This is a genomic window from Subtercola endophyticus (assembly GCF_021044565.1).
Classification (GTDB): Bacteria; Actinomycetota; Actinomycetes; order Actinomycetales; family Microbacteriaceae; genus Subtercola; species Subtercola endophyticus.
In genome coordinates, this window is record NZ_CP087997.1 from 1,848,193 (window position 1) to 1,871,859 (window position 23,667).

Consider the following 23,667-nt stretch of genomic DNA (forward strand, 5'->3'; position numbering starts at 1 on the left):
GCGGGGGTGCACGATGACGAGCGAGAACCCGGCACAAGCCTCCGATTCCGCCCTGCTGCACGCGCGCACCTACCTCTCGCTCGGCAAGCCGGCGGATGCCCTGCGAGCGCTCGCGGCCCATCTCGCCACGCATCCCGACGACGAACGGGGCCTGTGCCTCGCCAGCCAGGCCCATCTGGTGTCGGGCGAGCCCGCTCGCGCCCTGGAGGCCGCCCAGCGTGCCGCCGCCCTCACTCCCGAAAACGAGTGGGCCTGGCGACTCGTGGCGCTGTCGTACTCCAAACTCGGGCGGCACGCCGAAGCGCGAGCCGCCGCTGCGACGGCGCTGGCGATCGCTCCGCAGCTCTGGGTCACCCATGCGCAGGTGGCGCAAGTCGATATCGCCGCCAAGCGCATCACGGCCGAATCCCGCCTCGCTGCACGCGAAGCGACACGGCTGGCGCCGATGGAGCCGGATGCCCATCTCACGGCAGGCAACGTGGCCCTGGCCTCACACGACTGGAGCACGGCCGAAAGCGCGTTCCGCTCGGCGCTGAAGCTCGAGCCCGGCCATGCCGCGGCGCGCAACAACCTCTCGCTCGTGCTGCTTCGGCAGGGCAAGGCCGGCAGTGCTGCTGCCGGGTTTGTCGACATTCTCGCCACCGACCCCGACTCCGAGGTCGCGGTGCGCAACCTGAGGGCGGTCGCCGCCGTGGCACTGCGGCACCTGCACTTCGTGCTCTGGGTGGCTTTCGCCATCGTCACCGTGGCGTTCTCGAGCGCGAGCCAATCCGACGGCTCGCCGATGTACGGCATCGTCTGGTCGGACTTTCTGGCTCTCGTCGCGGCCGTGTCGGGCATCGTGGTGCTCGTGTATGTGCTGCGTCTGAGGCGATCGGCGGGCGCCAGGTTCGGGCAGTTCATCCGCAGCGTGCCCCGGCTCGACCGGCTGCTCACCGTGTGGGCGGGGCTGCTGGCGGTCGACTACCTGCTGATGGTTGCGGCCTGCTTCACCTCGGTGCATTTCGCTCAGCTGCTCTACCTGCTGGCCGGCGGCATACTCGTGGCCGGCTCTGTCGTCGTGATTGTGCGGCGCAACCGCGGTCGCGTTCGAATCTGAGTTTCTCAGTTTCTGAACAGCTGAAGAGCTGAAGAGCCGAGCATCCGCCCGGCGCGGCGCAGCTTATTCATAGACTTGCCCTCTACGGTCGGGGGTTGTACCGAAACGGCCGCGCAGCGGCGGCCGCGATAAACGAGGAGTTTTCGTGCCGCCAACCGACTACGAAGCCGAACTGCGTGGCCTGCCGAAAAAGGAGCGCAAGGCGCTACAGCGGGAGTTCTTGCGCATTCAGCGCGAAGACGAGCGCAAACGTCGCCGGCGCAACAAGATCATTCTGCGCACGAGTCTCATCACCGTCGGAGTTGCCGCCATCGCCATCGCCGCCCTCGTCATCGTGAACAACGTACGTGCGGGGCTCGCGGGCCCCGCCAACATGGCCAGCGACGGCGTAGCGTTCACCGGCAGCAGCAGCGACGGAACGGCTGCCAACGCGACCATCACGGCTGCGACCTCGTCGGCCTTGCAGGTCGGCCAGACTCCCACCCCGACAGTTCTCGATACGAGCACCGGCGTGCTCAGGATTGTTCTCTACGTCGACTACGCGAGCGCCGACGCGGCGAGCTTCGAGAAGACGAATGCCTCGAACGTACAAGGCTGGGTGGGTCAGGGCTACGCCTCGCTCGAGATCCATCCCGTCGCGCTGAACAGCACCGACGGCAATGATCCATCGACCCGGGCGGCGAATGCCGTCGCCTGCGTCGCGAACACCACACCCGACGCCGTCATCGCGGTGCACAACGCCCTCATCGCCGACCAGGCGACCATTGCGAGCGCCGGACTGACCGACGCCGATCTGGTCACCCTCGTCACAAAGGCCGGAGCGACAGATGCGGCCATCTCGAAGTGCATCACCGACAACGAGTTCGACAACTGGGTGAGCGACGCCACGGCTCGCGCCAAGGCGAGCGTGCCGAACTCCGACGTGCCCGCCCTCACGAAGGTTCCCCTGGTCTTGATCGACGGCACGAGCTACACCGGCTCCCTCACCGACGCCACCGCCTTCGAGACCTTCGTGAGCGACACCTACGCGAAGAACACTCCCGCCAGCACCGCCACACCCACTCCCACACCGACCCCCTAGCCCGGGCTCCTAGCTCCGAAGGGCGGCGCACAGCGCGCTTTCACCCAACGACAAGCGAGATGCGGCACAGTGGAGGCATGTTCCGACGCCACCCGCTGCTGAGCGCCTTCACCATCGCCTACCTCGGCGTGGTGGCGTGGGTGACGCTCGGCCCGCAGCCGCTCGACAACAAAGCCGAGGGGCTGCTCTTTCAGGTGCTGCGCTTCTTCGGCCGGCACGCCTCGACCGACTGGATCACCTACGACCGAGTGGAGTTCACGGCGAACATCGCCATGTTCTTTCCCATCGGGCTGTTTTTTCTGCTGCTGTTCGGCCGGCGGCAGTGGTGGCTCGCGATACTCGTCGGTTTTCTCATGACGGTGAGCATCGAAACGGCCCAGCTGTTCTTGCCGGGCCGTGTCTCTGATCTGCGCGACGTGGTGTCGAACACCGTCGGCGCGACGATCGGCGTGCTCACCGGCCTGGTGCTGACGGCCGCGAAAGCGCGGCGACTGCGCAAGCAGCGATCGCTCGCGGCGCCTGCCTAGGGGTCACCGAGGGTCGCTGGCGGCCCGCCTCAGCGAGGTCAGACCAGCCCGTATCGGGCGGCGGCAGCTTCCGCTTCTTCGCGATTCGCGACGCCCAGCTTGCGGTAGACACTGCGCAGCTGCGACTTGATGGTGTTGTGGCTCACCTGAAGTGTGGCGGCGATGTCGGCGACGGATGCGCCGCGGCGCAGTTCCGCCAGCACCGACCTCTCACGGGGTGAGAGCGGCGCGATCGTGATCGGCGCCGGCGCGAAAATACCGCGCTCCAGCGCCTGCTCGACGACCTCACGACCGCCCGGAATCGTATCGAAGTCGATCAACGACGCGAGCCGCGCGAGATCACCCCGAGAGATCACCGTCAACACCGTGAGCAGTCCGTCACGCACGACGGAGTGCACGACGCGTTCGAACACCTGAACGGCCCGCTCGTCGTCGCCGGCGTGCATCGCGCACACGGCATTCACCAGCAGCGCGGAAGCCAGTGGCGCGAGTCGAGCGTCGTCGAGGGCGATCAGCGCGGCGGCGAACCGACCGGCGGCCGCGTCATCTGCCGCGACGAGTTCGATGGCCGCCTGCTCCACGAGCATCGATTGTGAGAAGCGCTTCTGCGAGGTCAGGTACCCGGTCACGATCTGCCGCGCCCGATCAGGGTGCTGCAGTGCCAGATGCGCCTGCACGCGGGCTCGAGTGAGCACTTGGGCGTTGAGCCCCGACTCGCTCAGTGCCGGCGGGTTTCGCTGCACTGCGCTCGCGATCGAGCTGAGCAGCTCTCGCGCCTGCCAGGCGTCGCCCACCAGCCGGCTGCGCAGAAACAGTTCCACCGCCCAGTACTCCGGCGACAGAGTGACGTCGACATCGGAATCCAGAATCTCGGTCGCCTCGGCATAACGAAGCTCGCCGTAAAGCAGTAACACTCGGGCGAAGTGCGCCGTCGTGGCGTTGCGCGTTCCCTGCCAGCTCTCCGCGGCGGGCATGCGGCCCAGCCACGACCGTGCTTCGTCGAAATAGCCCGACAACGCCGAAAGCCACGCGAGTGCGCCGGCGGCCTTGGCCGTCACGAGCTCGTCACCGGCCACCACCGCGAGGTCGTAGGCGTCGCGGTATTCCCGATACGCCGCAGGACCTTGGGCTGCGAACTCTCGCGCCTTTCCCCAGTGGAAGACGAGTTCGGGCAGCGCCGGCTGCAGTTGCTTCAGCACGTCTTCGGTGGCGTCGGTCAACACCTCGCGCGCTTCATCCACGCTCTCGGCGGCAAGCACGAACTGGCCCGCCGAGCGCCGGGCGCCGCTACGGCTGGTCAGGCGGGCGAGCACATCGAGCAGGGCTTCCGGATGCCCTGCCGCGGCCTGATCTCGAAATTGCACCGGGCGCGGTGCGTCACCCGAGGGAATGAACTCGACGTAGCTGCGAGCGGCCGCAAGCCGCGGATTCTCGGCGATCACCACGGGCGGCAGGGCCGCGAGCGCCGTGCGCAGCACGGCGATGTCGGCCGCCATGATGCTCGACCAGTGCTGCTCGATCAGGTCGACCGCGTCGGCCCATCGCCCGGCGTCGACGGCTGAAGCCAATTGCTCGGCCCGATCGTCTTGCGGTCGACCCACACCGTCATTCCCCACGACCTCATTATGGTACGAGAGCCGAGCCCTAGGCGCACAAACGCGAGAATCGGGTTCAGCGACGCTGCGCCCGCTGCTTTCTCTGCACGACGAGAACGCTGAGGCCGGCACCGAGGAACAGCAGTGCCAGAACACCCGTGCCCGCGAGGAACGGCTCGGAGAGACCGGTCGCGGCGAGCGAGGTCGAAGCCGCGAGGGCCGTCGTTGTGGGCGTCGTCACCGGAACGACGATCGCCGGGTCGGTGACGGTCGGGGTGGGAGTAGGAGTGAGGGTGGGTGTGGGAGGCGTCACCGTGGCGGGAAACGCGGCCGCGATGATCGGCTCGGTGGTTGCAGCCATGAAATCCACACCGGCGGCGTTCGGGTGCAGTGACTTCTCGTCGATGACGGGCGATCCGGTGGCGAACGACACATCGACGCCGTTGACGTACGGCGTGCTGTCGCAGGCGCTGTGGCCGGTCGAGTCTTCGAACGTCGGAACGTAGGTGAAACCCGACGCGGTCGAGAGCGACTTCACGAGGGCGGCGAGGTTGGTCTCGATAGTGTGCAAGAAGGGCGTCGGCGGCGTGGTGTCGTCACCGACCACATCGGCGTCGGTGAACGGAAAGCTGTTCAGCTGGGTGATCGGCGAGAAGCAGTTGGAGGCGCCGAAGGCCGGCGCGATGGTCGGGTAGCCCAGCACGAAGATCTTGGCGTTGGGGGCGGAGGCCTTGACCGCCTCGTATGTCTGCGCGAGCGCCGTTTGGATGTCGGCGAAGCTCGCGGTGATCTGCGGGCCGAGGAACGACTTGCAGTTGTTCTGCGCCGGCTCGAGCAGAAGCGGCCCTGCCGCCGTGGCCGCCGCACAGGCGCCAGCCACTTGGGTGAACTTCAGGTTGTTACCACCGACGGTCAGCGTCACGATGTCGGTGCTGGCGCTCAGCGCCGTTATCTGCGGCGGAACACTCGTGGTCCTCGTTCCGTCCGTGACTGTCTGATTCTGGGTGGTGATGTTGTTGGCTGTTGCACCCGCGCACGTCACGTCGGTGAGGTTCAGGTCGAGGGCCGCAGCGAGCTGATGCGGATAGTTGTTCGACGACTGCCCGCAGCCGGCCGCGGGCTGGTCGGTCTGCGGGTCGACGCCGAGCCCCGACGAGTAGGAGTCCCCGAGCGCCACGTAGTTCAGCCCGGCGGTCGGCAGCGCGGCCGGGTCGACTGCGGCCGCGGTGCTCGCGCTGGCAGCGGCGGCAGGCACAACGATGAGCCCCGCGACAGCGACGGCCGAGACCACTATTCCCCACCGTTTCGCCCGGCCCATGCGGATTCGACTCGCCTGTGATGAAGTCATGGTGTTCCTCGTCTGAAAAGGAGCGGGTGCTCGTGGCAGGGCTGTCGCCTGCCGGTACATCTCGGGGTGCCCAAACACTACCAGCGAAAGGCCCGGCCGTGGTGGCTTTCGGGGAGGTGCGCACCGGCCCCGAACATCCGTTCGCGAAGCGTTTGACCGGAATGTTCGGCAGGTGCCAAGCCGCGTGCACGGAGCACCGGCAGAATCAAGTCGATGAAGTCGTCATACGTTGCAGGTGTCAAATGCGGCTGAATCAAGAATCCGTCGGCGCCCGTTGCCAAAACGAACGCTTCGATCTGGTCGACCACGTCGTCCGGCGTGCCGACGAAGACGCTGCCGTTGATGCCCGTGGTACGAAAGTTCTCCAGAATGTCGCGCACCAGAGGTGCAGGGGTGCCGTCTTTGGCGAGATAACGTTCGAGGTTGCTCTGCCCCATTTCGGTGCTGGTCTGCGCGAGCGGCTTGTCGGGGTCGAGGGCCAGCAGGTCGACGCCCGTGTTGCCCGCATAGATCGCCGCCGCGCCCTCCTTGGTCGACATCGACAGCATTTCGTCGTACTTCGCCACCGCCTCGGCGTGTGTCGGTGCGGTGATGAACAGGGCGCCGACGAGCAACTTGATCGAATCCGCGTCGCGACCCTGCGCGACGGCGCTCTCGCGAATGCCGGCGACATTCTTCGCCACCACCACCGGGTCGCCGCCGGCCAAGAAGACGGCTTCGGCATTGCGCCCGGCGAACTGCCGGCCCCGGCCCGAAGCACCCGCCTGCACGAGCAGCGGCGTGCGTTGCGGCGAGGGCGGAACGTTCAGCAGCCCGTCCGTGCGAAAGTACTCACCCTCGTAGTGCACCACCCGCACCTTGTCGGGGTCGGCGTAGAGGGCGGCCGCCTTGTCGAGCACGAGGGCGTCGTCTTTCCACGAGCCCTCCCACAGGGCGAGGTTCACGTCGACGTATTCGTCGGCCATGTCGTACCGCAGGTCGTGCGAGATGAGATCTTTTCCCATCAGCGCGGCCGCGGTCGCTCCCGACGAGCCGGTCACAATGTTCCACCCGATGCGGCCGTCGGTGAAGTGGTCGAGCGTGGCGAAGCGTCGGGCGTTCGCGGCGGGAGGCTCCACCGTGGTCGAGGTGGTGAGAATGAACCCGAGATCGCTCGTCACGGCCGCCATGGCGGTGATGATCGGCATCGGATCGCCGTGCGGTATGCCGCGCCCCTCGCGCACCGAGGCATCGATCAGCTCACCGTCGAGGGCGGGGTAGCCGTAGCTGTCGGCGAGAAACAGAAAATCGAAGTTCGCTGCTTCGAACTTCTGCGCCAACTCGGTCCAGTGGCGGATGCTCAGAAACTCAGCCGAGGTGTCGGAGGGGTGTTGCCAGGCCGAGCCGATGGTTCCGTTGGGGCCGATGTACTGAAAGATGCCGAGAATGAGCGGGTTCATGCATCCATCTACCCACACAGACATTTCGGGCAGGTGTCGACGGATCGACAGCTCGACAGTTCGACAGTTCGACAGCGAATCGATCACCGTCACGCGTCACGCGCAATTGGGCCCGAATAGTTCGCAAGGCTAACGACCGACGTACAATCGAGTGATGTCTGCCGAGCCCGAATCCCCCGCACCTCTGGGCTGGTTGCGCCGCCTCTGGCAGTACATGACGCGTCATCGCCGCAGTCTGTACCTGTCGCTTGCAGCAGCTCTGCTGGGCAGCGCCTGTCAGGTGGTTGTGCCGCTCGTGGCCCGGCAGATCGTCGACAACGTCATTCTGGTTCAGGATGCCCCTCTGCTGCCCTGGCTCGGGTTGCTGCTCGCGTTGTCGGCCGCCGTCTTCTTCTTCGCCTACGTTCGCCGTTACCGCGGTGGTGAGGTCGCCCTCGAGGTGCAGAACGACCTGCGCAATGACATGCACGACCACCTGCAGTCGATGGACTTCGCGAGCCTCGACCGCATGTCGACCGGCCAGCTGGTGTCGCGCGCGAACTCCGACTCCACTCTCGTGCAGAGCCTGCTGAACATGCTGCCGCTGATGAGCGGCAACGTGATTCTGATGGTGCTGTCGCTCGTGGTGATGTTCATCTTGTCGTGGCCGCTGGCGCTCGTGGCGCTGGTGGTCACTCCCCTGCTCGTGCTCATCTCGTACCGCATGCGCAATCGGGTTTTTCCGGCCACGTGGGATGCCCAGCAGCGCGAGGGCGAGGTCGCCGAGATCGTCGACGAAGACGTCAACGGCGTGCGCGTGGTGAAGGCGTTCGGGCGCGAGAAGCTCGAGGTCGAGCGCATGGTGGAGGTGTCGAGCACCCTCTACGGTTCGCAGATGCGAGCGGTGCGCATCCAGTCGCGGTACCAGCCACTGCTCGAGGCGGTGCCGGTGCTCGCGCAGGTGGCAGTGCTGGCGTTCGGCGGCTGGCTGGCGCTGAACAATCAACTCACGCTCGGTACGTTTCTGGCGTTCTCTGCCTATGTGGCGCAGCTCATGGCGCCGGCACGCATGCTGGCCGGCGTGCTGACCATCGGCCAGCAGGCGCGAGTGGGCATCGAGCGCATCTTTCAGCTGCTCGATCGGCCGCCCGCAATTGTGGATGCGCCCGACGCTGTTGCGTTGCCGGCCGCAGCCGGGGGCCGCATCGATTTCGACGGGGTGACGTTCGGGTACGACCCCGGGCATCCGGTGCTCGACGGCTTCGACCTGCACATCGAGCCGGGCGAGCGCGTCGCGCTGGTCGGGGCCAGCGGAAGCGGAAAATCGACCGTCGCCGCCCTCATCTCGCGCTTCTACGACCCACTCGCCGGCTCGGTGAGCGTCGAAGGGGTCGACGTTCGGCATGCGACCCTGTCTTCGCTGCGCGGCTCGGTCGGCGTGGTCTTCGAAGAGAGCTTTCTGTTCTCCGACTCGGTGCGCTCGAACATCGCCTACGGCCGGCCTGATGCGAGCGACGACGAGGTGATCGCCGCGGCGCGCATCGCTCAGGCCGACGGGTTCATCGATCGGCTCCCCCGCGGTTACGACACCGTGGTCGGCGAGCGCGGGCTCAGCCTCTCGGGGGGCCAGCGACAGCGCATCGCGCTCGCCCGCGCGATTCTGTGCGACCCGCGAATTCTGATTCTCGACGACGCCACCAGCGCCATCGACGCGAAAACCGAAGAGCTCATCCACGATGGCTTGAGCCACACGCTCTCGAACCGCACCGTGCTGCTCATCGCGCACCGCGAGTCCACGCTGCACCTGGCCGACCGCATCGTGCTGGTCGAGCACGGGCGCGTCGCCGACCACGGCACGCACGACGAGCTGCGCGAGCGCAACGCGACCTACCGCGGGCTGCTCTCGGGCCTCGACGACGAGACGCGCGCGGCTGTTGCAGATGGCCGCATCGAGGTTCTGGCCGACCTCACGGCCGATGGCACCTCTCTGGCCGAAGCGGAGTGGGAGCTCGCGAACGGCGAGTTCGACGCGCCGGCGGATGCCCGGGCATCCACTTCGGCCGCGGCTACCTCGCCGAGCCGCAACCGCTCTGGCTTCAGTGGCGCGGCCTCGGGCGGCGCAAGCGGCGGCGGCGGCGAGGGCGAAGCAGGCGGCGCAGGCGGTGGCGCCGCGACATCGAGCGCCGGCACTCCCCGCCCGCGCACCGTCACCGGCCGGGCCAGTCTCGGCGCCGGACTCGGCGGGCGCGGGGGCGGCCGCGGCGGCGGCGCGGGCATGGCCTCGTTCCTCGCGCCCACGCCCGAGCTGCTCGCCAACGTGGCGAAGCTGCCGCCCGTGCGTGACATTGCCACCCTCGACGTCGAGCACGAGACCACGCACGACAAGCGGTTCAGTCTGCTGCGGCTGCTGAGCGAATTCCGTCGCCCGCTCGCGCTCGGGCTCGTGCTGGTGGTCATCGATGCGGTCGCCGGGCTGCTCGGCCCGGTACTCGTGAAGACCGGCATCGACGACGGTGTGCAGGCGGGCTCTGCGGCGGTGCTCTTCGCGGCATCCGGGCTCTACCTGCTCGTGACCCTCGCCGACTTGCTCGACGAGGTGGCTTCGACATTCGTCACCGGGCGTATCGCCCAGCGCGTGATGCTCTCGCTGCGCATTCGCATCTGGTCGCAACTGCAGCGGCTGTCGCTCGACTACTACGAGCGCGAGATGGCCGGGCGAGTGATGACCCGCATGACCACCGACGTCGACCAGTTCGAGTCGCTCATTCAGAACGGTCTGCTCTCGGCGCTCGTCTCGGTCGTGACCTTCGTGGGCGTCGGCATCGCGTTGCTGACGGTGAACTTCGAGCTCGGGTTGTGCACGCTCTCGGTGGTGATTCCGCTGGCGATCGCCACCGTGTGGTTCAGGCAGCGCTCGTCGAAGCTCTACGACGTATCGCGCGAGCGCATCGCCATCGTCAACGCCGACTTTCAAGAGAGCCTCTCGGGCGTTCGCGAGTCGCAGGCGTTCACGCACGAGGCCGCGACCATGGCACGCTTTCACGGGCTCGGCCGCAACTACCTGCAGTCGCGCATCGCGGCGCAGAAGCTGGTGGCGACGTACTTTCCGTTCGTGCAGTTCTTGTCGGGCGTGGCCGACGTCATCGTGCTCGGCGTGGGCGCCGGGCTCATCGCGTCGGGTGAGCTGAGTTCGGGCGCGCTGATCGCGTTCATCCTCTACATCGACATGTTCTTCTCCCCCATTCAGCAGCTGTCGCAGGTGTTCGATTCGTGGCAGCAGACGCGCGTGTCGGTGGGGCGCATCTCCGACCTGATGGCACTCGAGACGCTGACACCCGAGGCCGAGCATCCGGTTGTTCCCGGGCGGCTGTCGGGCGCGCTCACGCTCTCGAACGTGCGGTTCGCCTACCCCTCGGCGCCACTCGTGCGCGCGGGCGGTTCGTCTGCCCCGCTGCTCGGGCCGTCGGATGCCCGGCCGATCATCAGCGAAGATGCCACCTTCACGAAGCCTCCCGAGGCGCTGCGCGGCATCGACCTGCACGTTGCCCCTCGCGAGACGCTCGCGCTCGTCGGCGAGACCGGTGCCGGAAAGTCGACCGTGATGAAGCTGCTGGCGCGCTTCTACGACGTGGATTCGGGCCAGGTGCTGGTCGACGGAATGGATGTTCGCAGCCTCGACCTCGTGGCCTTCCGCCGCCAGCTCGGTTACGTGCCGCAGGAGGCGTTCTTGTTCACCGGAACCGTGCGCGAGAACATCGCCTACGGACGGCCCACCGCCTCGCTCGCGGAGGTGCAGGCCGCCGCGCGCGCGGTCGGCGCGGACGAGTTCGTCGCGCAGCTGACCGATGGCTACGAGCACGAGCTCACCGAGCGCGGGCGCTCGCTCTCGGCGGGGCAACGTCAGCTGATCGCACTCGCGCGTGCGCAGCTGGTCGACCCGGCCATCCTGCTGCTCGACGAGGCGACCTCGAACCTCGACCTCGCCACCGAATCCCGCGTGACTGCTGCGATGCAGCGCGTGTCGGAGGGGCGAACCACCATCGTGATCGCGCACCGCCTGCAGACCGCACGGGCGGCCGACCGCATCGCCGTGCTGCACGACGGACGCATCGCCGAGGTCGGTTCGCACGACGAACTCCTGGCCGCCGGTGGCCGCTATGCCACCATGTGGCAGGCCTTCGAGGTCGCCGAGCGCCCCGCCTGACCCGCGCTTCCCTCGCCCTCCCCTTTCGCGCCCCGCCTGACCCGCGCGTCCCGAAGCCCTCGCCCTCCGAGCCCCGCCCTTCCCTCCCGCGCGTCGCCCGCGACCAGTTCTGCGGTGGTCTGGCGCACGTGCGGTGGTTCGGCTCTTCCGCGGTGGTTCGAACTACCGCGGAAGAGCCAAACTACCGCGGGCGCCCGAACGAGGCGCGGGGAACGAGGCTGCCGGCGAAGTAGGTGGCGAGCACGCGGGTGGCGGCGAGTTCTTCGGGAGTGACGGCATAGGGGTCGCGATCGATCACGATGAGGTCGGCGTACTTGCCGGGCTCGATGCTGCCGACGATTTCTTCGGCGAAGAGCTGTTTCGCCGCGGCAGTGGTGTGGGCCCGCAGCGCGTCGTCGATTCCGATGCCGACGAGTGCGCCGTCATTGGTCGCCCCCGCACCGCCCGCCGCCAGACCGCCCACACCCGCAGCGCCCGCGCCCGCGCCCGCGCCGGCCACGCTGCCACCCACGCGGTTGCCCGTGGCGCCCGCGCCCTCCGCGTCGCCCGCGCCCGCCGCCGCGCTTGCCGCGCCGCCGAAACCCCCAGCGGAGGTCAGCAGCCGCCCACTGCGCGTGCGCCGCGTCATCGCGGTCGCCATGTTGCGGAACGGCTCCAGCGGCGTAACCGTTCCGTCGTTGTGAAAGGTCGGCGCGAGCCCCGCCGCGATCGCCGCCGCGCTGTCGGCCCAGCGTCCGCCGTGTTCCGGCCCGAACAGGTCGTCGACAAGCACATCACCCCAGTAGTACAGGTGGTCCGAGAAGATGCTCACGACAACGCCGAGCGCGGCAGCCCGCGCGAACTGCGAAGCCGTCATGGCACCGACATGCTCGAGCCGAAAACGATGGTCGGTCAGGGAGTTCTCTTCGATGACCTGCTGCCAGGCATCCAGTGTCGCGTCGATCGCCAGATCGCCGTGGGCGTGACAGGCCAATTGCCAGCCTGCCGCCGCGTACTGCCGTGAGATCGCCAGAATCTGAGCGCTGTCGAAGTTGAGCGCGCCGTGGTGGCCCGGCTCGAGCCCCATCGCCCGCGTCGCGGCGGTGTCGAGATAGGGGTACGACGTAGCGATGTTGCCGATCCACGGCGATCCGTCTGCCCAGGTCTTGACGCCGATCTGCCGCACGACGTCGTCGCCGTTCTCGAGCGCGACACTGGCGCGAGCCCCCGGGGCCGACATCTCGTACAACCGCAAGCGCACGGTGAGTGGATGCTCGGCCCGCACCGCCTCGAGCCCCGCCTGTGTCGACGCCTCCCACGACAGGTCGGCGATCGTCGTCACTCCCGCCGCATTCGTGCGGGCGACCTCGTCACGGAACACCCGCACGAAATCGCCCCGCGCTTGCAGCAGAACCGGGCTGCACACCTGAAACACCGCGCCGGCCTCGTATCCCACGCCGGTCAGGTGCCCCTGCGCATCACGCCCGAAGCTCGACCCGGCAGGATCCGGCGTGCTGTCGTCGAGACCCGCGGCTCGCGCCGCCGCACTGTTGAAAAACACCGAGTGCCCCGAGTTGTGCAGAATCACCAGCGGAATCGCTCCCGCCAGGGCGTCCAGGCTCTGTATCGTCGGGTTGACGAGGCCCTTCTGCAGCAACGGATCCCACCCGTTCGCAAACACGCCGACCGGTCGCTCGGCGAGCGCCGCCGTCAGTGCCGCCGTCACCTCATCGGCCGTCGCCAGCGTCACCGGCCTGATGTCGAGCACATAGTCGCTCAGCAGCACAGCCGCCGACGACGGATGCCCGTGGGGCTCGATGAGCCCCGGCATCAGGCAGCTCTGCCCCAGCTCCACGACCTCGGTGTCGCCGTCGGCGAGCCCACGCAGCTCAGCCTCGCTGCCCACAGCACGAATGCGATCATCCACCACCAGCACCGCCTCGGCGGGCGCACCCGCCGCCGGGTCGTGCCCGCCTTCGGCCATGGTGACGATGCGGCCGACGAAAAGAAGGGAGGTCATGGTCGTCAGCCTAGCCAGGTGACGAACGCCGGATGCGGTGGGCGACCTCTCACGAATAAGATGCTGATGAGCCTGCCTCAGCGGCCGGCCTCGACACTGCTCGAAAGGTTCTCATGACTGACCCCGCCCAGTATCCCGAGCAGCCGCAGCAATATCCCGCCGGCGCGCAGCCGACGGCACCGTATCCTCCGGCACAGTATCCCGGCCAGCCTCCCTACCAGGGTCCGTACCCCGGGCAGCAGTACCCGGGCCAACCGTATGAAGGCCAAGGCCAGCCGCCGTACCCGGGCCAGCAGTACGTGCCGCCCACCTACCCGCCGGTGCAGTACGCCCCGAACCCGAATCCGGCACCGCCGACCAACGTGTTCGCCATCATCGCGCTCGTGGCGTCGTTCATCTTTCCCATCGCCGGCATCGTGCTCGGCCACATCGCTCTCAGCCAGATCAAGCGCACCCACGAGCAGGGCCACGGCCTGGCGCTCGCCGGCACCATCATCGGCTATGTGCTGACCAGCCTCGCGATTCTGGCGGTGGTGGCCTACATCGTGTTCATCATCTTCATCTTCGTCGCGGCCGGTGCGGCGCACCACTACGACACCTACTACCCGTCGTACCCCTCCTAGCTAGCGCCCCCTAAACCGGCGCGACCAGCCCGCGCAGAACCTCGGGCCGCCGCGTCACCGCGATGAAGTGCCCTTCGTCGGGGTATTCGTGCAGGGTCGCGCTCGGCAGCCGCGACAGCATGGTGCGCGCCCATGACGGCGGCACGAGGTTGTCGACGCCGCCCTGGTAGATGTCCACGGGAACGGAGATCTGCTCCAGCTCGAAGCCCCAGGGCGCGACGAACGCGGCGTACTCGTCGACTGCACCGGCCGCATCGAGCGCCGCGTCGACCACACACTGCGCGAACCATTCGTGGTTCTCTTCGACGATCTCGGCGTCGACACGCGTCATGGTGCGGGCCGCCACCCGGGCGACGACGCGCGGTGAGGCCCCCGCGAGCATCCGGCTGGTTACGAAGTAGCCGCGCGCGAGCAAGGGCAGGCGCCGAGACAGGCTCGAGAGTCGCCGGTCGGTGGCGTTCAGCTCGCCGAAGATCTGCGGGTCGTCGAGCGGCAGCGCGCCGGCGATGACGGCCGCGCGTTCGACCCGCGACGGCAGCGCGTAGGCGGCCGCGAGGGCGTACTGACCGCCCTCCGACCAGCCCATCACCGTGAACCGCTCGATCTCGAGACGGTCGATGAGCTCGACGAGATCGGTCTGCGCCCAGCTCAGAATGCCGTGGCCGGCCTTGCGGCTCGAGCGCCCGATGCCCGGCCGGTTCGGCGAGATGATCGAGATACCGGATGCCTGTGCCGCCGCATCACTGAGACCCACGTCGAGCCCGCTGACCAGCCCGCCGTGACAGTTCAGCACCACCTCACCGGCCGCGTCGCCGAACCGGTAATAGGCCATGGTGCGCCCGTCTGCGAGCGTGATCTCTTCGGCGACGCTCATGCCCGGTACACGCTCATGCGAGGTGCCTCATCGACGTCTGCCGCTCATCATTCAAGTCTGCCACCGCGTACGACCCGGCATCGCTCCCTGAGTGAGCTACCACTGTGCATGCACTATGAACTTGTCAACTCCCCAGGGAATTGCCACTGAAACACAACGTCGCACCGCCAGGCGCAGTAGGTTGAAAAAATGAGTGCAGAGTTAACCCTCGGTGCAGAAGAAGAATTGCATCTCATCGATCTCGAGAGCGGAAAGCTTTCGGCCCGTGCACCACAACTGCTCTCCCGGCTGCCGGAAGCGCACTACTCGGCCGAAATCCAGCGCACGACAGTCGAGACGAATACGGCGGTGACCTCGACGCTGTCGGGCCTCCGCGACGAAATCGTGCGCCTGCGTAAGGGGCTGATCGACGCCGCGGGCGCTTTCGGTCTGGGTGTCGCTGCTGTGGGCACTGCGCCGCATTCGGATTTCGCCGACTTCGAGCTGACCGCGACCGGGCGCTACCGCCGCATGCAGGAGCAATACCGCCTGCTGGTCGACGAGCAGCTCATCTGCGGGCTCCAGATCCACGTCGGCGTCTCGGATCGCGACTTGGCCGTGCAGATCGCCCAGCGAATCTCGCGCGATCTGCCGATTCTGCTGGCGCTGTCGGCGAGTTCGCCGTTTCTGAACGGGCACGACACCGGCTACGCGAGCATCCGCACCACCATCTGGCAGCGCTGGCCGAGTGCCGGTGCAACCGGTGAGCTCGGTTCTGCAGCCGAATACGACGAAATGCTCTCAGACCTCATTGCCAGCGGTGTGATCGCCGACGCGAAGATGGCGTACTTCGACGTGCGGCCCTCCGCACACGAACCGACGCTCGAGCTTCGCGTCTGCGATGCCTGCCCCATCGTCGACGACGCGATTCTGATCGCGGGCATCTTTCGCGCCTCGGTGCGCGCCGCCGAGCTCGACATCGAGCGCGGTGTGCCCGCGGAGATCCAACGTGCGCCGCTGCACCGCGCGGCCATGTGGCAGGCGGCCCGCGGCGGGCTCTCGGGCCAGTTGCTCGACGGAACGTCGCATCCGAAACCCGTGCCTGCCGCCTGGGCGGTGCGCGACCTGGTCTCGCGCCTGCGCCCCCAGCTCGAAGAGCTCGGCGACTACGACGAGGTGCGCGAACTCAGCGAGATGACCCTGGCCCGCGGAAACTCGGCCGACCGCCAGCGCGCGGCCTTCGCAGAGCGCGGCGAACTGCGCGACGTGGTCGAGCTCGTGGTGCAAGAGACGCACGGCCCGGCACAGGGATCAGCGCCCTCGGTCTCGGCGATGCGCTCGTACCGCACGCGCGCGGGTGACGAGGCCGTCGGCCCGAGCTCCATGCCCCGCCCGGCATACCACGACATCATCGACTTCTACCGTGCGCTTCCGCTTGCCGAGCTGACGGCCCGAGAGAATGCCCGCACCAGCTTCACCGCAGAGAACTCCCTCACATTCGGGGTCAAGGGCGACGTGCAGAGCTTCGACGTCGACCTCTTTCCGCGGCTCATCAGCGCCTACCAGTGGAACGAGCTCTCGGCGGGGCTCAGCCAACGCGCCCGCGCCATCGAGGCCTTTCTCCAAGACATCTACGGCGAGCAGCGCATCGTCGCCGACGGGCTGATGCCCTCGACCATCGTGGACTCCCCCGGCTGGCGCGAAGAGGCCACTCTGCTGAAGCCCGGCGTCGTGCGCGCTCCCGTGCAGGGCTTCGACCTCGTGCGCAACGAGTTCGGCGGCTGGCGAGTGCTCGAAGACAACGTTCGGGCTCCCTCCGGTGCCGCATACTCCATGGCGGCGCGGAGGCTGATGGATGCAGCGGTGCCCGACCTCCCCCGGCCCAGCGGGCTGCTCGATCCGCACACCGCACTGCCGCTGTTGCGCGAGACCCTCCTCGCCGGCGGCGCCGCGACGGCGCACCAGCCCGGCGACGCGGCGGTCGCCGCCGTCTTCTCGAGCGGGCCCAATAGTGCCGCCTGGTTCGAGCATTCCGCGCTCGCCGAGGGTGCGAACCTGCTGCTGGTGACGGCCGACGACCTCGACGTGGTGTGGAGCGAGGGCGAGGCACCGAAGGTCGTCGAAAAGGCGACCGGCACGGTGATCCACTCGCTCTACCTGCGGCTCGACCCCGAACTCGTCGACCTTGTCGACAGTGCCGAGCGCCCACTCGGCGAGCAGATCATGAAAGCTGCGGCCGAGGGCGGGGTCTACCTGGCCAACGCTCCCGGTAACGGCATTGCCGACGACAAGGCGATGTACTGCAACATTCCCGACCTCATTGCGTACTACCTCGACGAGCGGCCGCTGCTGGAATCGGTGCCCACGTACCGCACCAGCGATCCCTCCGAGCGGCGCACCGTTCTCGAGCGGGTCGGCGAACTGGTGACCAAGCCCGTCGACGGCGAAGGCGGCCGTGGAGTGCTGATCGGCCCGTCTGCGCCCGCCTCAGTGGTCGCCGAGCGCCGAGCCGAGATCGCCGCGAACCCCGAGATCTGGGTAGCGCAAGAGCTGGTGGCACTCTCGTCGCTTCCGACCTTCGACCACACGTCGCTCGAGCCTCGGCACGTCGACTTGCGCGCGTTCGTCTACGTGCGCGGCACCGAGCCGGGCGACGCGATCACCGCCGACCTCGCGCTGACCCGCGTGGCACCCGCCGGCAGCATGGTGGTGAACTCGTCGCAGGGCGGGGGCGCCAAAGACACCTGGATTCTCGGACCCGACTCCGTGCACGCCGAGAACATGCATCTGCGTACCGGTCCGCTGCGGATCACGCGTATCGGCAGCGCACCCGAGGCGGAACTCGACCCCGAACATGCCGACCCCGAACACCCCGAACAGGAGGCCTGACCGTGTGCGGCCTCGCCGGCGAATTCCGTTTCGACTCCCGCAGCGCCGATCTCGGTGCCGTAGCCCGCATGAACGAGTGTATGGTGCACCGCGGCCCCGACGGTGACGGATTCTGGGCGCACGGGCCCGTCGCTCTGAGCCACCGCCGCCTCTCGATCATCGACCTCAGCGCGGCCGGCTCGCAGCCGATGGTGGATGCTCCGCTCGGCTTGACCGTGGCTTTCAACGGCTGCATCTACAACTACAAAGACCTCAAGCGCGAGCTCGAGGGCAAGGGCTACTCGTTCTTCTCGACCTCTGACACCGAGGTCATCGGAAAGGCATATGCCGAGTGGGGCATAAACTGCGTCGACCACTTTCTCGGCATGTTCGCCTTTGCAATCGTCGAGCGGGAGAGCGGACGCATCGTGCTCGCCCGCGACCGCCTCGGCATCAAGCCGCTCTACCTCGACGAGACCCGCGAGCGCCTGCGGTTCGCGTCGAGCCTGCCCGCCCTGCTCGCCGGCGGCGGCACCGACACGTCGATCGACCGCGAAGCACTCGCGTACTACATGACGTTCCACTCGGTGGTGCCCGCTCCGCTCACGATTTTGAAGGGCGTGCGCAAGCTGCCGCCCGCCACGGTTCGGGTGGTCGAGCCCGACGGCACCAGCCGCGAGCACGTCTACTGGCGCCCCGAGTTCACCCGCGATGCTGAGCTCGAAGACTACTCGGAGCGCGACTGGCAAGACGCATGTCTCCAGAGCCTGCGCACCGCGGTGGAGCGACGGATGGTCGCCGATGTACCCGTGGGCGTGCTGCTCTCGGGCGGTATCGACTCAAGTCTGGTGGTGGCGCTGCTCGCCGAGGCCGGCCAGACCGACCTTGCGACGTTCAGCATCGGCTTCGACTCCGCCGGCGGTGAATCGGGTGACGAATTCGAGTACTCCACGCTGGTAGCCCAGCGCTTCGGCACCGATCACCACCGCATCCGCATCGACAGCTCCCGCCTGCTGCCCGGCATCGACGGAGCCGTCGCCGCGATGAGCGAGCCGATGGTCAGCCACGACTGCGTCGCCTTCTACCTGTTGAGCGAAGACGTCTCGCAATCGGTGAAGGTCGTGCAGTCCGGCCAAGGTGCCGACGAGGTGCTGGGCGGCTACGACTGGTACCCGCCGCTGGCCGAGGTACCCCGTGGAGATGCCGTCGAGGCCTACTCGCAGGTCTTCTTCGACCGCCGCTGGCCGGCCATGAGCTCGCTGCTCTCACCCGAATGGATGCTCGGCCACGACGCCCCGACGGAGTTCATCACGCGCCAGTTCGCCGCACCCGGTGCCGAGACGAGCGTCGATGCCGCGCTGCGCAACGACACCACCATCATGCTCGTCGACGACCCCGTGAAGCGGGTGGACAACATGACCATGGCGTGGGGGCTCGAAGCCCGCGTGCCGTTCCTCGATCACGAATTCGTGGAGCTGGTGGGCAAGATCCCGCCACGCCTGAAGCTCGCCGACGGCGGCAAAGGCGTGCTCAAGCGTGCGAGCCGGGGAATCGTACCCGACGAGGTCATCGATCGCACCAAGGGATACTTTCCGGTGCCGGCCATCCGCCAGCTCGAAGGCCCGTATCTGCAGCGCGTGCGCGAGGCGCTCACCGACCCGACTGCACGCGAGCGCGGCCTGTTCGACGAGGGAACGGTGAACAGCCTGCTCGCCTCGCCGAACGAAACCCGAACGACTCTCGGTTCGAATGCGCTCTGGCAACTTGCTTTACTGGAGATGTGGCTTCAGAAACAAGGAATCCGATAAGCGTGGCGAACGACCGTCGCGCCGACGAGGCGGTCGCGCTGACCGACGCTCTCGTCGACGCGTGGGGCAGCTGGGGGCCGACCATGACGCCGGATGCCCGGCGCATGGCGTTCATCAGCGATCGCAGCGGGGTGCCTCAGGTGTGGGTGCAAGAGGTCGCCGCGGCCGGCACGAGCACGTCCACCTCCAACACGGCCGGTGTGAGCACGGCCGCCTCGAGCGCTGCCGGCGCATCCGGTACCGACTCGCTGCCCGACCCCTCCCCCATCACGCTGAGCGCCGACCCCGTCATCACCGTCACCTGGTCGGCCGACAGCGCCTGGCTCGCCTGCGCGGTGGCCACCGACGGCGGTGTTCGCAGCCAGGTCTGGGTGGTCAGGCCCGACGGCAGCGATGCCCGGCGTATCGCCGGCGGCCCTGAGCAGCACGCCGAACTCGGCCCCTGGACCCGCAGCGGCCATCGAGTCGTCGTCACGATTCCCTCGACCGAGGTCGGTGAACCCACGGCTACGTTTCTCGTCGACCCGGCGACGGGCGCGTTCGAACCGCTCGCCGTCGGCGAACTCATCCACGTGCTCGACCTGTCGATCGGCGAAGAGCTGGTGGTCATCCGCGACGGCCGTCGGGGTCAGGAATTCTGTGTCGTCGTCGACCGCGTGAACGACAAAGACCACCCGCTGCTGCCGCACGGGTCTGCGCTCACCGGGGCAACGGGTTCGACGGATGTCGCGTTGTTGCGCCCAGCGCCGGTCGGCACGGATGCCCTGGCCGAACTCGGCGCGTCTGCCCCCCTCGTGGCGTACCTCGCCACCGAGGTGGGCGCGCAACGAAACCGGCTCGTCGCCCTGCCCCTCGGCCCGAACGGCTGGCGCGGTGTGCCCCAGGTGCTCGCCGAACGAGACGACGCCGAGCTCGAGGCGCTCGACGCCGACGATGCCGGGCGCCTGCTGCTCATGGTGTGGAACCGGGCCGGCACCAGCGAGATCGAACTGTACGACACCACGACCGGCGTGCGCATCGGCGTGCCCGAGCTGCCGGGCTTCGTCGCCTCGAGCCCGGTACTCAGCCGCGACGGCGGAACGGTCATCCTGAGTGTGGAGGGCCCCGAGCGGCCGCGCGAACTCTGGCGGCTCGACACCGCGACGCACGAATGGACTCGGGTCACGCAAGTACCCGAGCTGCCACCCGTCGCGCTGGTGGCGCCGACCCTCGAGCGCTACGAGGGTCGTGACGGGCTGGCGCTCACGGGCTGGCTGTACCGTGTACCCGGCGCGACCGAAGCCGGGCCGGCGATGCTCAGTCTGCACGGCGGGCCGGAGTCGCAGGAGCGGCCGACGTTCAATCCGCAGTACCAGGGCATGCTCGCGGCGGGCATCGCGGTGTTCGCGCCCAACGTGCGCGGTTCATCCGGTTTCGGCCGCACCTTCAGCCGGCTCGACGACGTGCACGGCCGACAGGGGGCGTTCGACGACGTGATCGCCAGCGCCCGGCACCTCGAAGCGCTCGGGGTGGCCGATCCGGCGCGTGTCGCTGTCACGGGGCGCTCCTACGGCGGTTACCTCACGCTGGCCTCGCTCGCCTTCTCTCCCGGCGTGTTCGCGGCCGGAATCGACATCTGCGGCATGTCGCACCTCTTGACGTTCTACCGCGACACCGAGCCGTGGATCGCCGCCGCCGCCGTGACGAAGTACGGGCATCCTGAGCACGATCAGAAGCTGCTGCGGCAGATCTCGCCGCTGCCGCACGCCGCCGCGATCACCGTGCCGCTGCTCGTGGTGCACGGTGAGCTCGATACGAACGTGCCCGTGAACGAGGCGCACCAGATCGTGGCGGCGCTGCGCGAGTTGTCACGACCCGTCGAGTATCTCGAATTGGCCGGCGAGGGCCACGAGTACCGCCGCGCCGACTCGCGCCGCCTGCTCGCGGCGACCATGGTGCGCTTTCTCTGCGCTGCCCTCTGACCTGGCGCGCCCTCCGACTCTGCCGCACCCTCCGACTCCGGCGCGCCCTCCGACTCCGGCGCGCTCTCCGATCTCCTATTGACATTAGTCATGCTCTAATGATTTCATCATTCGGTAGGCACCCTGCCTGAACCACTGAAACGTCATGGAGAAGTGGCATGCTTCAGATCACCCTGGCCGCCAATGCGGCCCGCACGTTCCAGTTCTCCAGCGAGACGGGCGCCGTCGTCTGCGTTCCACAAGCGCCGGGCTGGCCCTCGGCAGGCGCCGGTCACCGCGTCACCGGCTCGTTCCGGCACGGCATTCTGCGCATCGCCTACGCATCGTTCGAGTCCGCGGCCAACGCGGTGCGGCTCGTCATCGTGAGCACCGACACGAGAACCGGGCTCTCTGCAGAACCGTCACTCAGCTCGCAACTCGACCCCTTCATCGCCGACGCTCTGCTCGACGCCGCTGACGAGACCGTGAATCCGGTCGGTGCGCTACGCGACCTGCTCGAGTTCCGCGGCGAAACGGCCGCCCTCACGGGGGCTTGGTAAGCGGGCATTTACTCACGGAACGAACGAGACTCAGCATGTACGAAGCCCTACCGCCGCGAGGTCAAGCGGATGCCCGCGAGCACCCCATGGTGCGTCAAATGCGCAGACGCGAGCGCCGCCTGTACGTCACTGTTTTAGCGGTGTACCTGGCCGCCGTAGGCAGCTTTCTGCTCTTCGGCGCCGAGTTCGGTGCGACGACACAGGCACCGTCCTCCACCGTGGCGCCGAGCGAGTCGGGGCCGAGCGGAGAACCTGTGCCGTAGCACTCGTTTTCGGGCAGGTCAGCCTCGAGCGGGCGTCACCGCTCTGCGCTCCGTGTGAGTGACGACGAACGACACACCGGCCAGCGCCAAGGAGGCAGCCGAAACGATGTGCAGCACGGTGGTGACGACCACGTCGGTCGACGCACCAGCGATGCCGCCGGCGACGATCGAGACGATCACCGCACAGAGCAGGCTCCAGCGAGCGAAACCGCACATGACACCGGCCCGAATCGCCTCGATTCCACCGAGCAGAGCGCCGATCATGCCAACGAGAACAACGACCGTCGAGACGGCGACCATAGCGTCAGACGCCGACACGTACGTGCCGACGACATACAGCACTTGTCCGACGAACCAGAGCACTCCGAATCCGATCAGCCCGACGCGACCCAGCACAGACGTGCCGATCAGGCCGCCGCGAGCAAGCAATACGCCAGCGGCGACATAGCCCACCGCGGCGAGCGCGAACGACGCGAGATAGAGCCAGAAGGCAGCACCTCGGTCGGCCGGATCAGTGAGCAGCGGCGCTTCGGCCGCCGTCGCGAGAATCAGCAGAAGCGATGCCGCGAGCAGGGCGAATCCGCCGCGACGAAGTCGTGTGATCATGACAATTCCTTTCAAGAACGAATAGTAGATGACATTATTGATTAGTATAGAACACTAATTAAATGATCACCCGGCGTAAGTGCGAGATGATGGGCTGATGAGCGATGTCGAGAATTCCAGCGACGAAGCACCGGTCTCGAACAGTAAGCGCACCTATTCGTCGCCCCTCCGTCAGGCCGATGCCGAGGCCACGCGCCACCGAATCGTCGACGCTGCGTCGCTGCTCTTCACACGAGACGGTTACGGAGTCACGACGATGCGCGCCATCGCCGATCAGGCCGGCGTGTCGGTTCAGACGGTGCACTTGCACGGCCCGAAAGCAGACCTGCTCATGGCAACGTATGAAATGGCGCTAGCTCAGCGCGAAGGATTTGACTCGCTGAACGAAGACGAGACGATGCAGTGGATTCTCGCCTCGCCCGACCTGAACTCGCTTCTGGATCGATACTCGAGCTTCATGACCATCGCGATCGGGCGCATCGCTGCTCTCGTGCGCACGATTCGCGCAGCCGCCGACACCGACCCCGCCGTGCGGCACATCTACGATCTCATCGAAGAGAGACGAGTGCGCAGCATTCAGGAGGGCGTGCACCTGCTGGCGGCGAAGGGTGTCATCACGCCGGAATCTGTCGACGACGTGATCACCATGATCGGCCTGCTTGTGTCGGCCGACACGTACACGCACTTCATCGACTCTGGGTGGACACCCGAGCGTTATCACGCGTGGCTCCACGGCCAGCTCGAGACGCTCGCCGCGTCAGTCCGCACGGCCAGCGCGAGCTGACGGAGCCCTGCTACGATCTGTTCTGCATCTTCTTGATGAACAACCGCTTCGCTGCGGCACTTCGGCTTCCCGACCGAAACGGACGACAACG

Annotated in this window: 17 protein-coding genes; 11 read left to right on the forward strand and 6 right to left on the reverse strand. The window is 67.6% G+C overall.

What is annotated here, in order from left to right:
* Window positions 1-13 precede the first annotated feature (13 nt).
* The 3 genes from LQ955_RS08685 (at window position 14) to LQ955_RS08695 (ending at window position 2,707) form a co-directional block, all read left to right on the forward strand.
* Window positions 14-1,099 carry a tetratricopeptide repeat protein gene (locus LQ955_RS08685; protein WP_231027763.1) on the forward strand — a complete coding sequence of 362 codons (1,086 nt, stop codon included), beginning with the start codon at window positions 14-16 and terminating at the stop codon, window positions 1,097-1,099.
* Between the two features lie 145 nt (window positions 1,100-1,244).
* Window positions 1,245-2,180, forward strand: a complete 936-nt coding sequence (locus tag LQ955_RS08690; RefSeq protein WP_231027764.1) for a DsbA family protein — start codon at window positions 1,245-1,247, stop codon at window positions 2,178-2,180.
* A 77-nt stretch (window positions 2,181-2,257) separates the two neighbouring features.
* Window positions 2,258-2,707, forward strand: a complete 450-nt coding sequence (locus LQ955_RS08695; RefSeq protein ID WP_231027765.1) for a VanZ family protein — start codon at window positions 2,258-2,260, stop codon at window positions 2,705-2,707.
* A gap of 38 nt (window positions 2,708-2,745) precedes the next feature.
* Here LQ955_RS08695 and LQ955_RS08700 read toward each other — a convergent pair whose 3' ends face one another.
* From LQ955_RS08700 to LQ955_RS08710, 3 genes are all read right to left on the reverse strand, one after another.
* Entirely contained in the window at window positions 2,746-4,323 is a 1,578-nt protein-coding gene (locus LQ955_RS08700; RefSeq protein ID WP_231027766.1) for a helix-turn-helix transcriptional regulator, read from the reverse strand.
* A gap of 55 nt (window positions 4,324-4,378) precedes the next feature.
* The gene (locus tag LQ955_RS08705) at window positions 4,379-5,650 is read right to left on the reverse strand and encodes an SGNH/GDSL hydrolase family protein (protein ID WP_231027767.1); all 1,272 of its coding nucleotides are present in this window, start codon (window positions 5,648-5,650) and stop codon (window positions 4,379-4,381) included.
* A gap of 77 nt (window positions 5,651-5,727) precedes the next feature.
* Window positions 5,728-7,089 (reverse strand): NtaA/DmoA family FMN-dependent monooxygenase, encoded by a 1,362-nt coding sequence (locus LQ955_RS08710; protein ID WP_231027768.1) that lies wholly within the window; start codon window positions 7,087-7,089, stop codon window positions 5,728-5,730.
* Between the two features lie 154 nt (window positions 7,090-7,243).
* Here LQ955_RS08710 and LQ955_RS08715 point away from each other — a divergent pair, with 154 nt between their 5' ends.
* The gene (locus LQ955_RS08715) at window positions 7,244-11,272 is read left to right on the forward strand and encodes an ABC transporter ATP-binding protein (protein ID WP_231027769.1); all 4,029 of its coding nucleotides are present in this window, start codon (window positions 7,244-7,246) and stop codon (window positions 11,270-11,272) included.
* Window positions 11,273-11,453: 181 nt separating this feature from the next.
* Here the strand turns inward: LQ955_RS08715 and LQ955_RS08720 are convergent, their stop codons facing one another.
* A complete protein-coding gene (locus LQ955_RS08720; protein WP_231027770.1) occupies window positions 11,454-13,271 on the reverse strand; it encodes an amidohydrolase in 1,818 nt (605 codons plus the stop codon).
* A gap of 113 nt (window positions 13,272-13,384) precedes the next feature.
* On the opposite strand from LQ955_RS08720, the gene LQ955_RS08725 reads away from it, so the two are divergent.
* On the forward strand, window positions 13,385-13,894 hold the full coding sequence (locus tag LQ955_RS08725; RefSeq protein WP_231027771.1) for a DUF4190 domain-containing protein: 510 nt from the start codon (window positions 13,385-13,387) through the stop codon (window positions 13,892-13,894).
* A 10-nt stretch (window positions 13,895-13,904) separates the two neighbouring features.
* On the opposite strand, the gene LQ955_RS08730 is transcribed toward LQ955_RS08725, so the two are convergent.
* Window positions 13,905-14,768: an alpha/beta hydrolase gene (locus tag LQ955_RS08730; RefSeq protein ID WP_231027772.1), complete on the reverse strand. Its 864-nt coding sequence runs from the start codon at window positions 14,766-14,768 to the stop codon at window positions 13,905-13,907.
* Window positions 14,769-14,957: 189 nt separating this feature from the next.
* Here LQ955_RS08730 and LQ955_RS08735 point away from each other — a divergent pair, with 189 nt between their 5' ends.
* The 5 genes from LQ955_RS08735 to LQ955_RS08755 all read left to right on the forward strand — a co-directional run bounded on the left by LQ955_RS08735 (window position 14,958) and on the right by LQ955_RS08755 (window position 22,186).
* A complete protein-coding gene (locus tag LQ955_RS08735; protein WP_231027773.1) occupies window positions 14,958-17,636 on the forward strand; it encodes a carboxylate--amine ligase/circularly permuted type 2 ATP-grasp protein in 2,679 nt (892 codons plus the stop codon).
* A 2-nt stretch (window positions 17,637-17,638) separates the two neighbouring features.
* Window positions 17,639-19,423, forward strand: coding sequence for an N-acetylglutaminylglutamine amidotransferase (locus tag LQ955_RS08740; RefSeq protein ID WP_231027774.1), 1,785 nt, complete (start codon window positions 17,639-17,641; stop codon window positions 19,421-19,423).
* Window positions 19,424-19,425: 2 nt separating this feature from the next.
* On the forward strand, window positions 19,426-21,384 hold the full coding sequence (locus LQ955_RS08745) for a S9 family peptidase (protein ID WP_231027775.1): 1,959 nt from the start codon (window positions 19,426-19,428) through the stop codon (window positions 21,382-21,384).
* Between the two features lie 158 nt (window positions 21,385-21,542).
* On the forward strand, window positions 21,543-21,923 hold the full coding sequence (locus tag LQ955_RS08750; protein WP_231027776.1) for a hypothetical protein: 381 nt from the start codon (window positions 21,543-21,545) through the stop codon (window positions 21,921-21,923).
* Between the two features lie 35 nt (window positions 21,924-21,958).
* Window positions 21,959-22,186: a hypothetical protein gene (locus LQ955_RS08755; protein ID WP_231027777.1), complete on the forward strand. Its 228-nt coding sequence runs from the start codon at window positions 21,959-21,961 to the stop codon at window positions 22,184-22,186.
* 18 nt (window positions 22,187-22,204) lie between these two features.
* On the opposite strand, the gene LQ955_RS08760 is transcribed toward LQ955_RS08755, so the two are convergent.
* Window positions 22,205-22,792, reverse strand: a complete 588-nt coding sequence (locus tag LQ955_RS08760) for a hypothetical protein (RefSeq protein WP_231027778.1) — start codon at window positions 22,790-22,792, stop codon at window positions 22,205-22,207.
* Window positions 22,793-22,889: 97 nt separating this feature from the next.
* On the opposite strand from LQ955_RS08760, the gene LQ955_RS08765 reads away from it, so the two are divergent.
* Window positions 22,890-23,576 carry a TetR/AcrR family transcriptional regulator gene (locus LQ955_RS08765; RefSeq protein ID WP_231027779.1) on the forward strand — a complete coding sequence of 229 codons (687 nt, stop codon included), beginning with the start codon at window positions 22,890-22,892 and terminating at the stop codon, window positions 23,574-23,576.
* Window positions 23,577-23,667: the final 91 nt, after the last annotated feature.

Bases quoted from the DNA above. Each gene is read 5' to 3' on its own strand.
- LQ955_RS08685 (WP_231027763.1), top strand. From the start codon at position 14: ATGACGAGCGAGAACCCGGCACAAGCCTCCGATTCCGCCCTGCTGCAC.
- LQ955_RS08695 (WP_231027765.1), top strand. From the start codon at position 2,258: ATGTTCCGACGCCACCCGCTGCTGAGCGCCTTCACCATCGCCTACCTC.
- LQ955_RS08705 (WP_231027767.1), bottom strand. From the start codon at position 5,650: ATGACTTCATCACAGGCGAGTCGAATCCGCATGGGCCGGGCGAAACGG.
- LQ955_RS08710 (WP_231027768.1), bottom strand. From the start codon at position 7,089: ATGAACCCGCTCATTCTCGGCATCTTTCAGTACATCGGCCCCAACGGA.
- LQ955_RS08715 (WP_231027769.1), top strand. From the start codon at position 7,244: ATGTCTGCCGAGCCCGAATCCCCCGCACCTCTGGGCTGGTTGCGCCGC.
- LQ955_RS08720 (WP_231027770.1), bottom strand. From the start codon at position 13,271: ATGACCTCCCTTCTTTTCGTCGGCCGCATCGTCACCATGGCCGAAGGC.
- LQ955_RS08725 (WP_231027771.1), top strand. From the start codon at position 13,385: ATGACTGACCCCGCCCAGTATCCCGAGCAGCCGCAGCAATATCCCGCC.
- LQ955_RS08730 (WP_231027772.1), bottom strand. From the start codon at position 14,768: ATGAGCGTCGCCGAAGAGATCACGCTCGCAGACGGGCGCACCATGGCC.
- LQ955_RS08735 (WP_231027773.1), top strand. From the start codon at position 14,958: ATGAGTGCAGAGTTAACCCTCGGTGCAGAAGAAGAATTGCATCTCATC.
- LQ955_RS08750 (WP_231027776.1), top strand. From the start codon at position 21,543: ATGCTTCAGATCACCCTGGCCGCCAATGCGGCCCGCACGTTCCAGTTC.
- LQ955_RS08755 (WP_231027777.1), top strand. From the start codon at position 21,959: ATGTACGAAGCCCTACCGCCGCGAGGTCAAGCGGATGCCCGCGAGCAC.
- LQ955_RS08760 (WP_231027778.1), bottom strand. From the start codon at position 22,792: ATGATCACACGACTTCGTCGCGGCGGATTCGCCCTGCTCGCGGCATCG.
- LQ955_RS08765 (WP_231027779.1), top strand. From the start codon at position 22,890: ATGAGCGATGTCGAGAATTCCAGCGACGAAGCACCGGTCTCGAACAGT.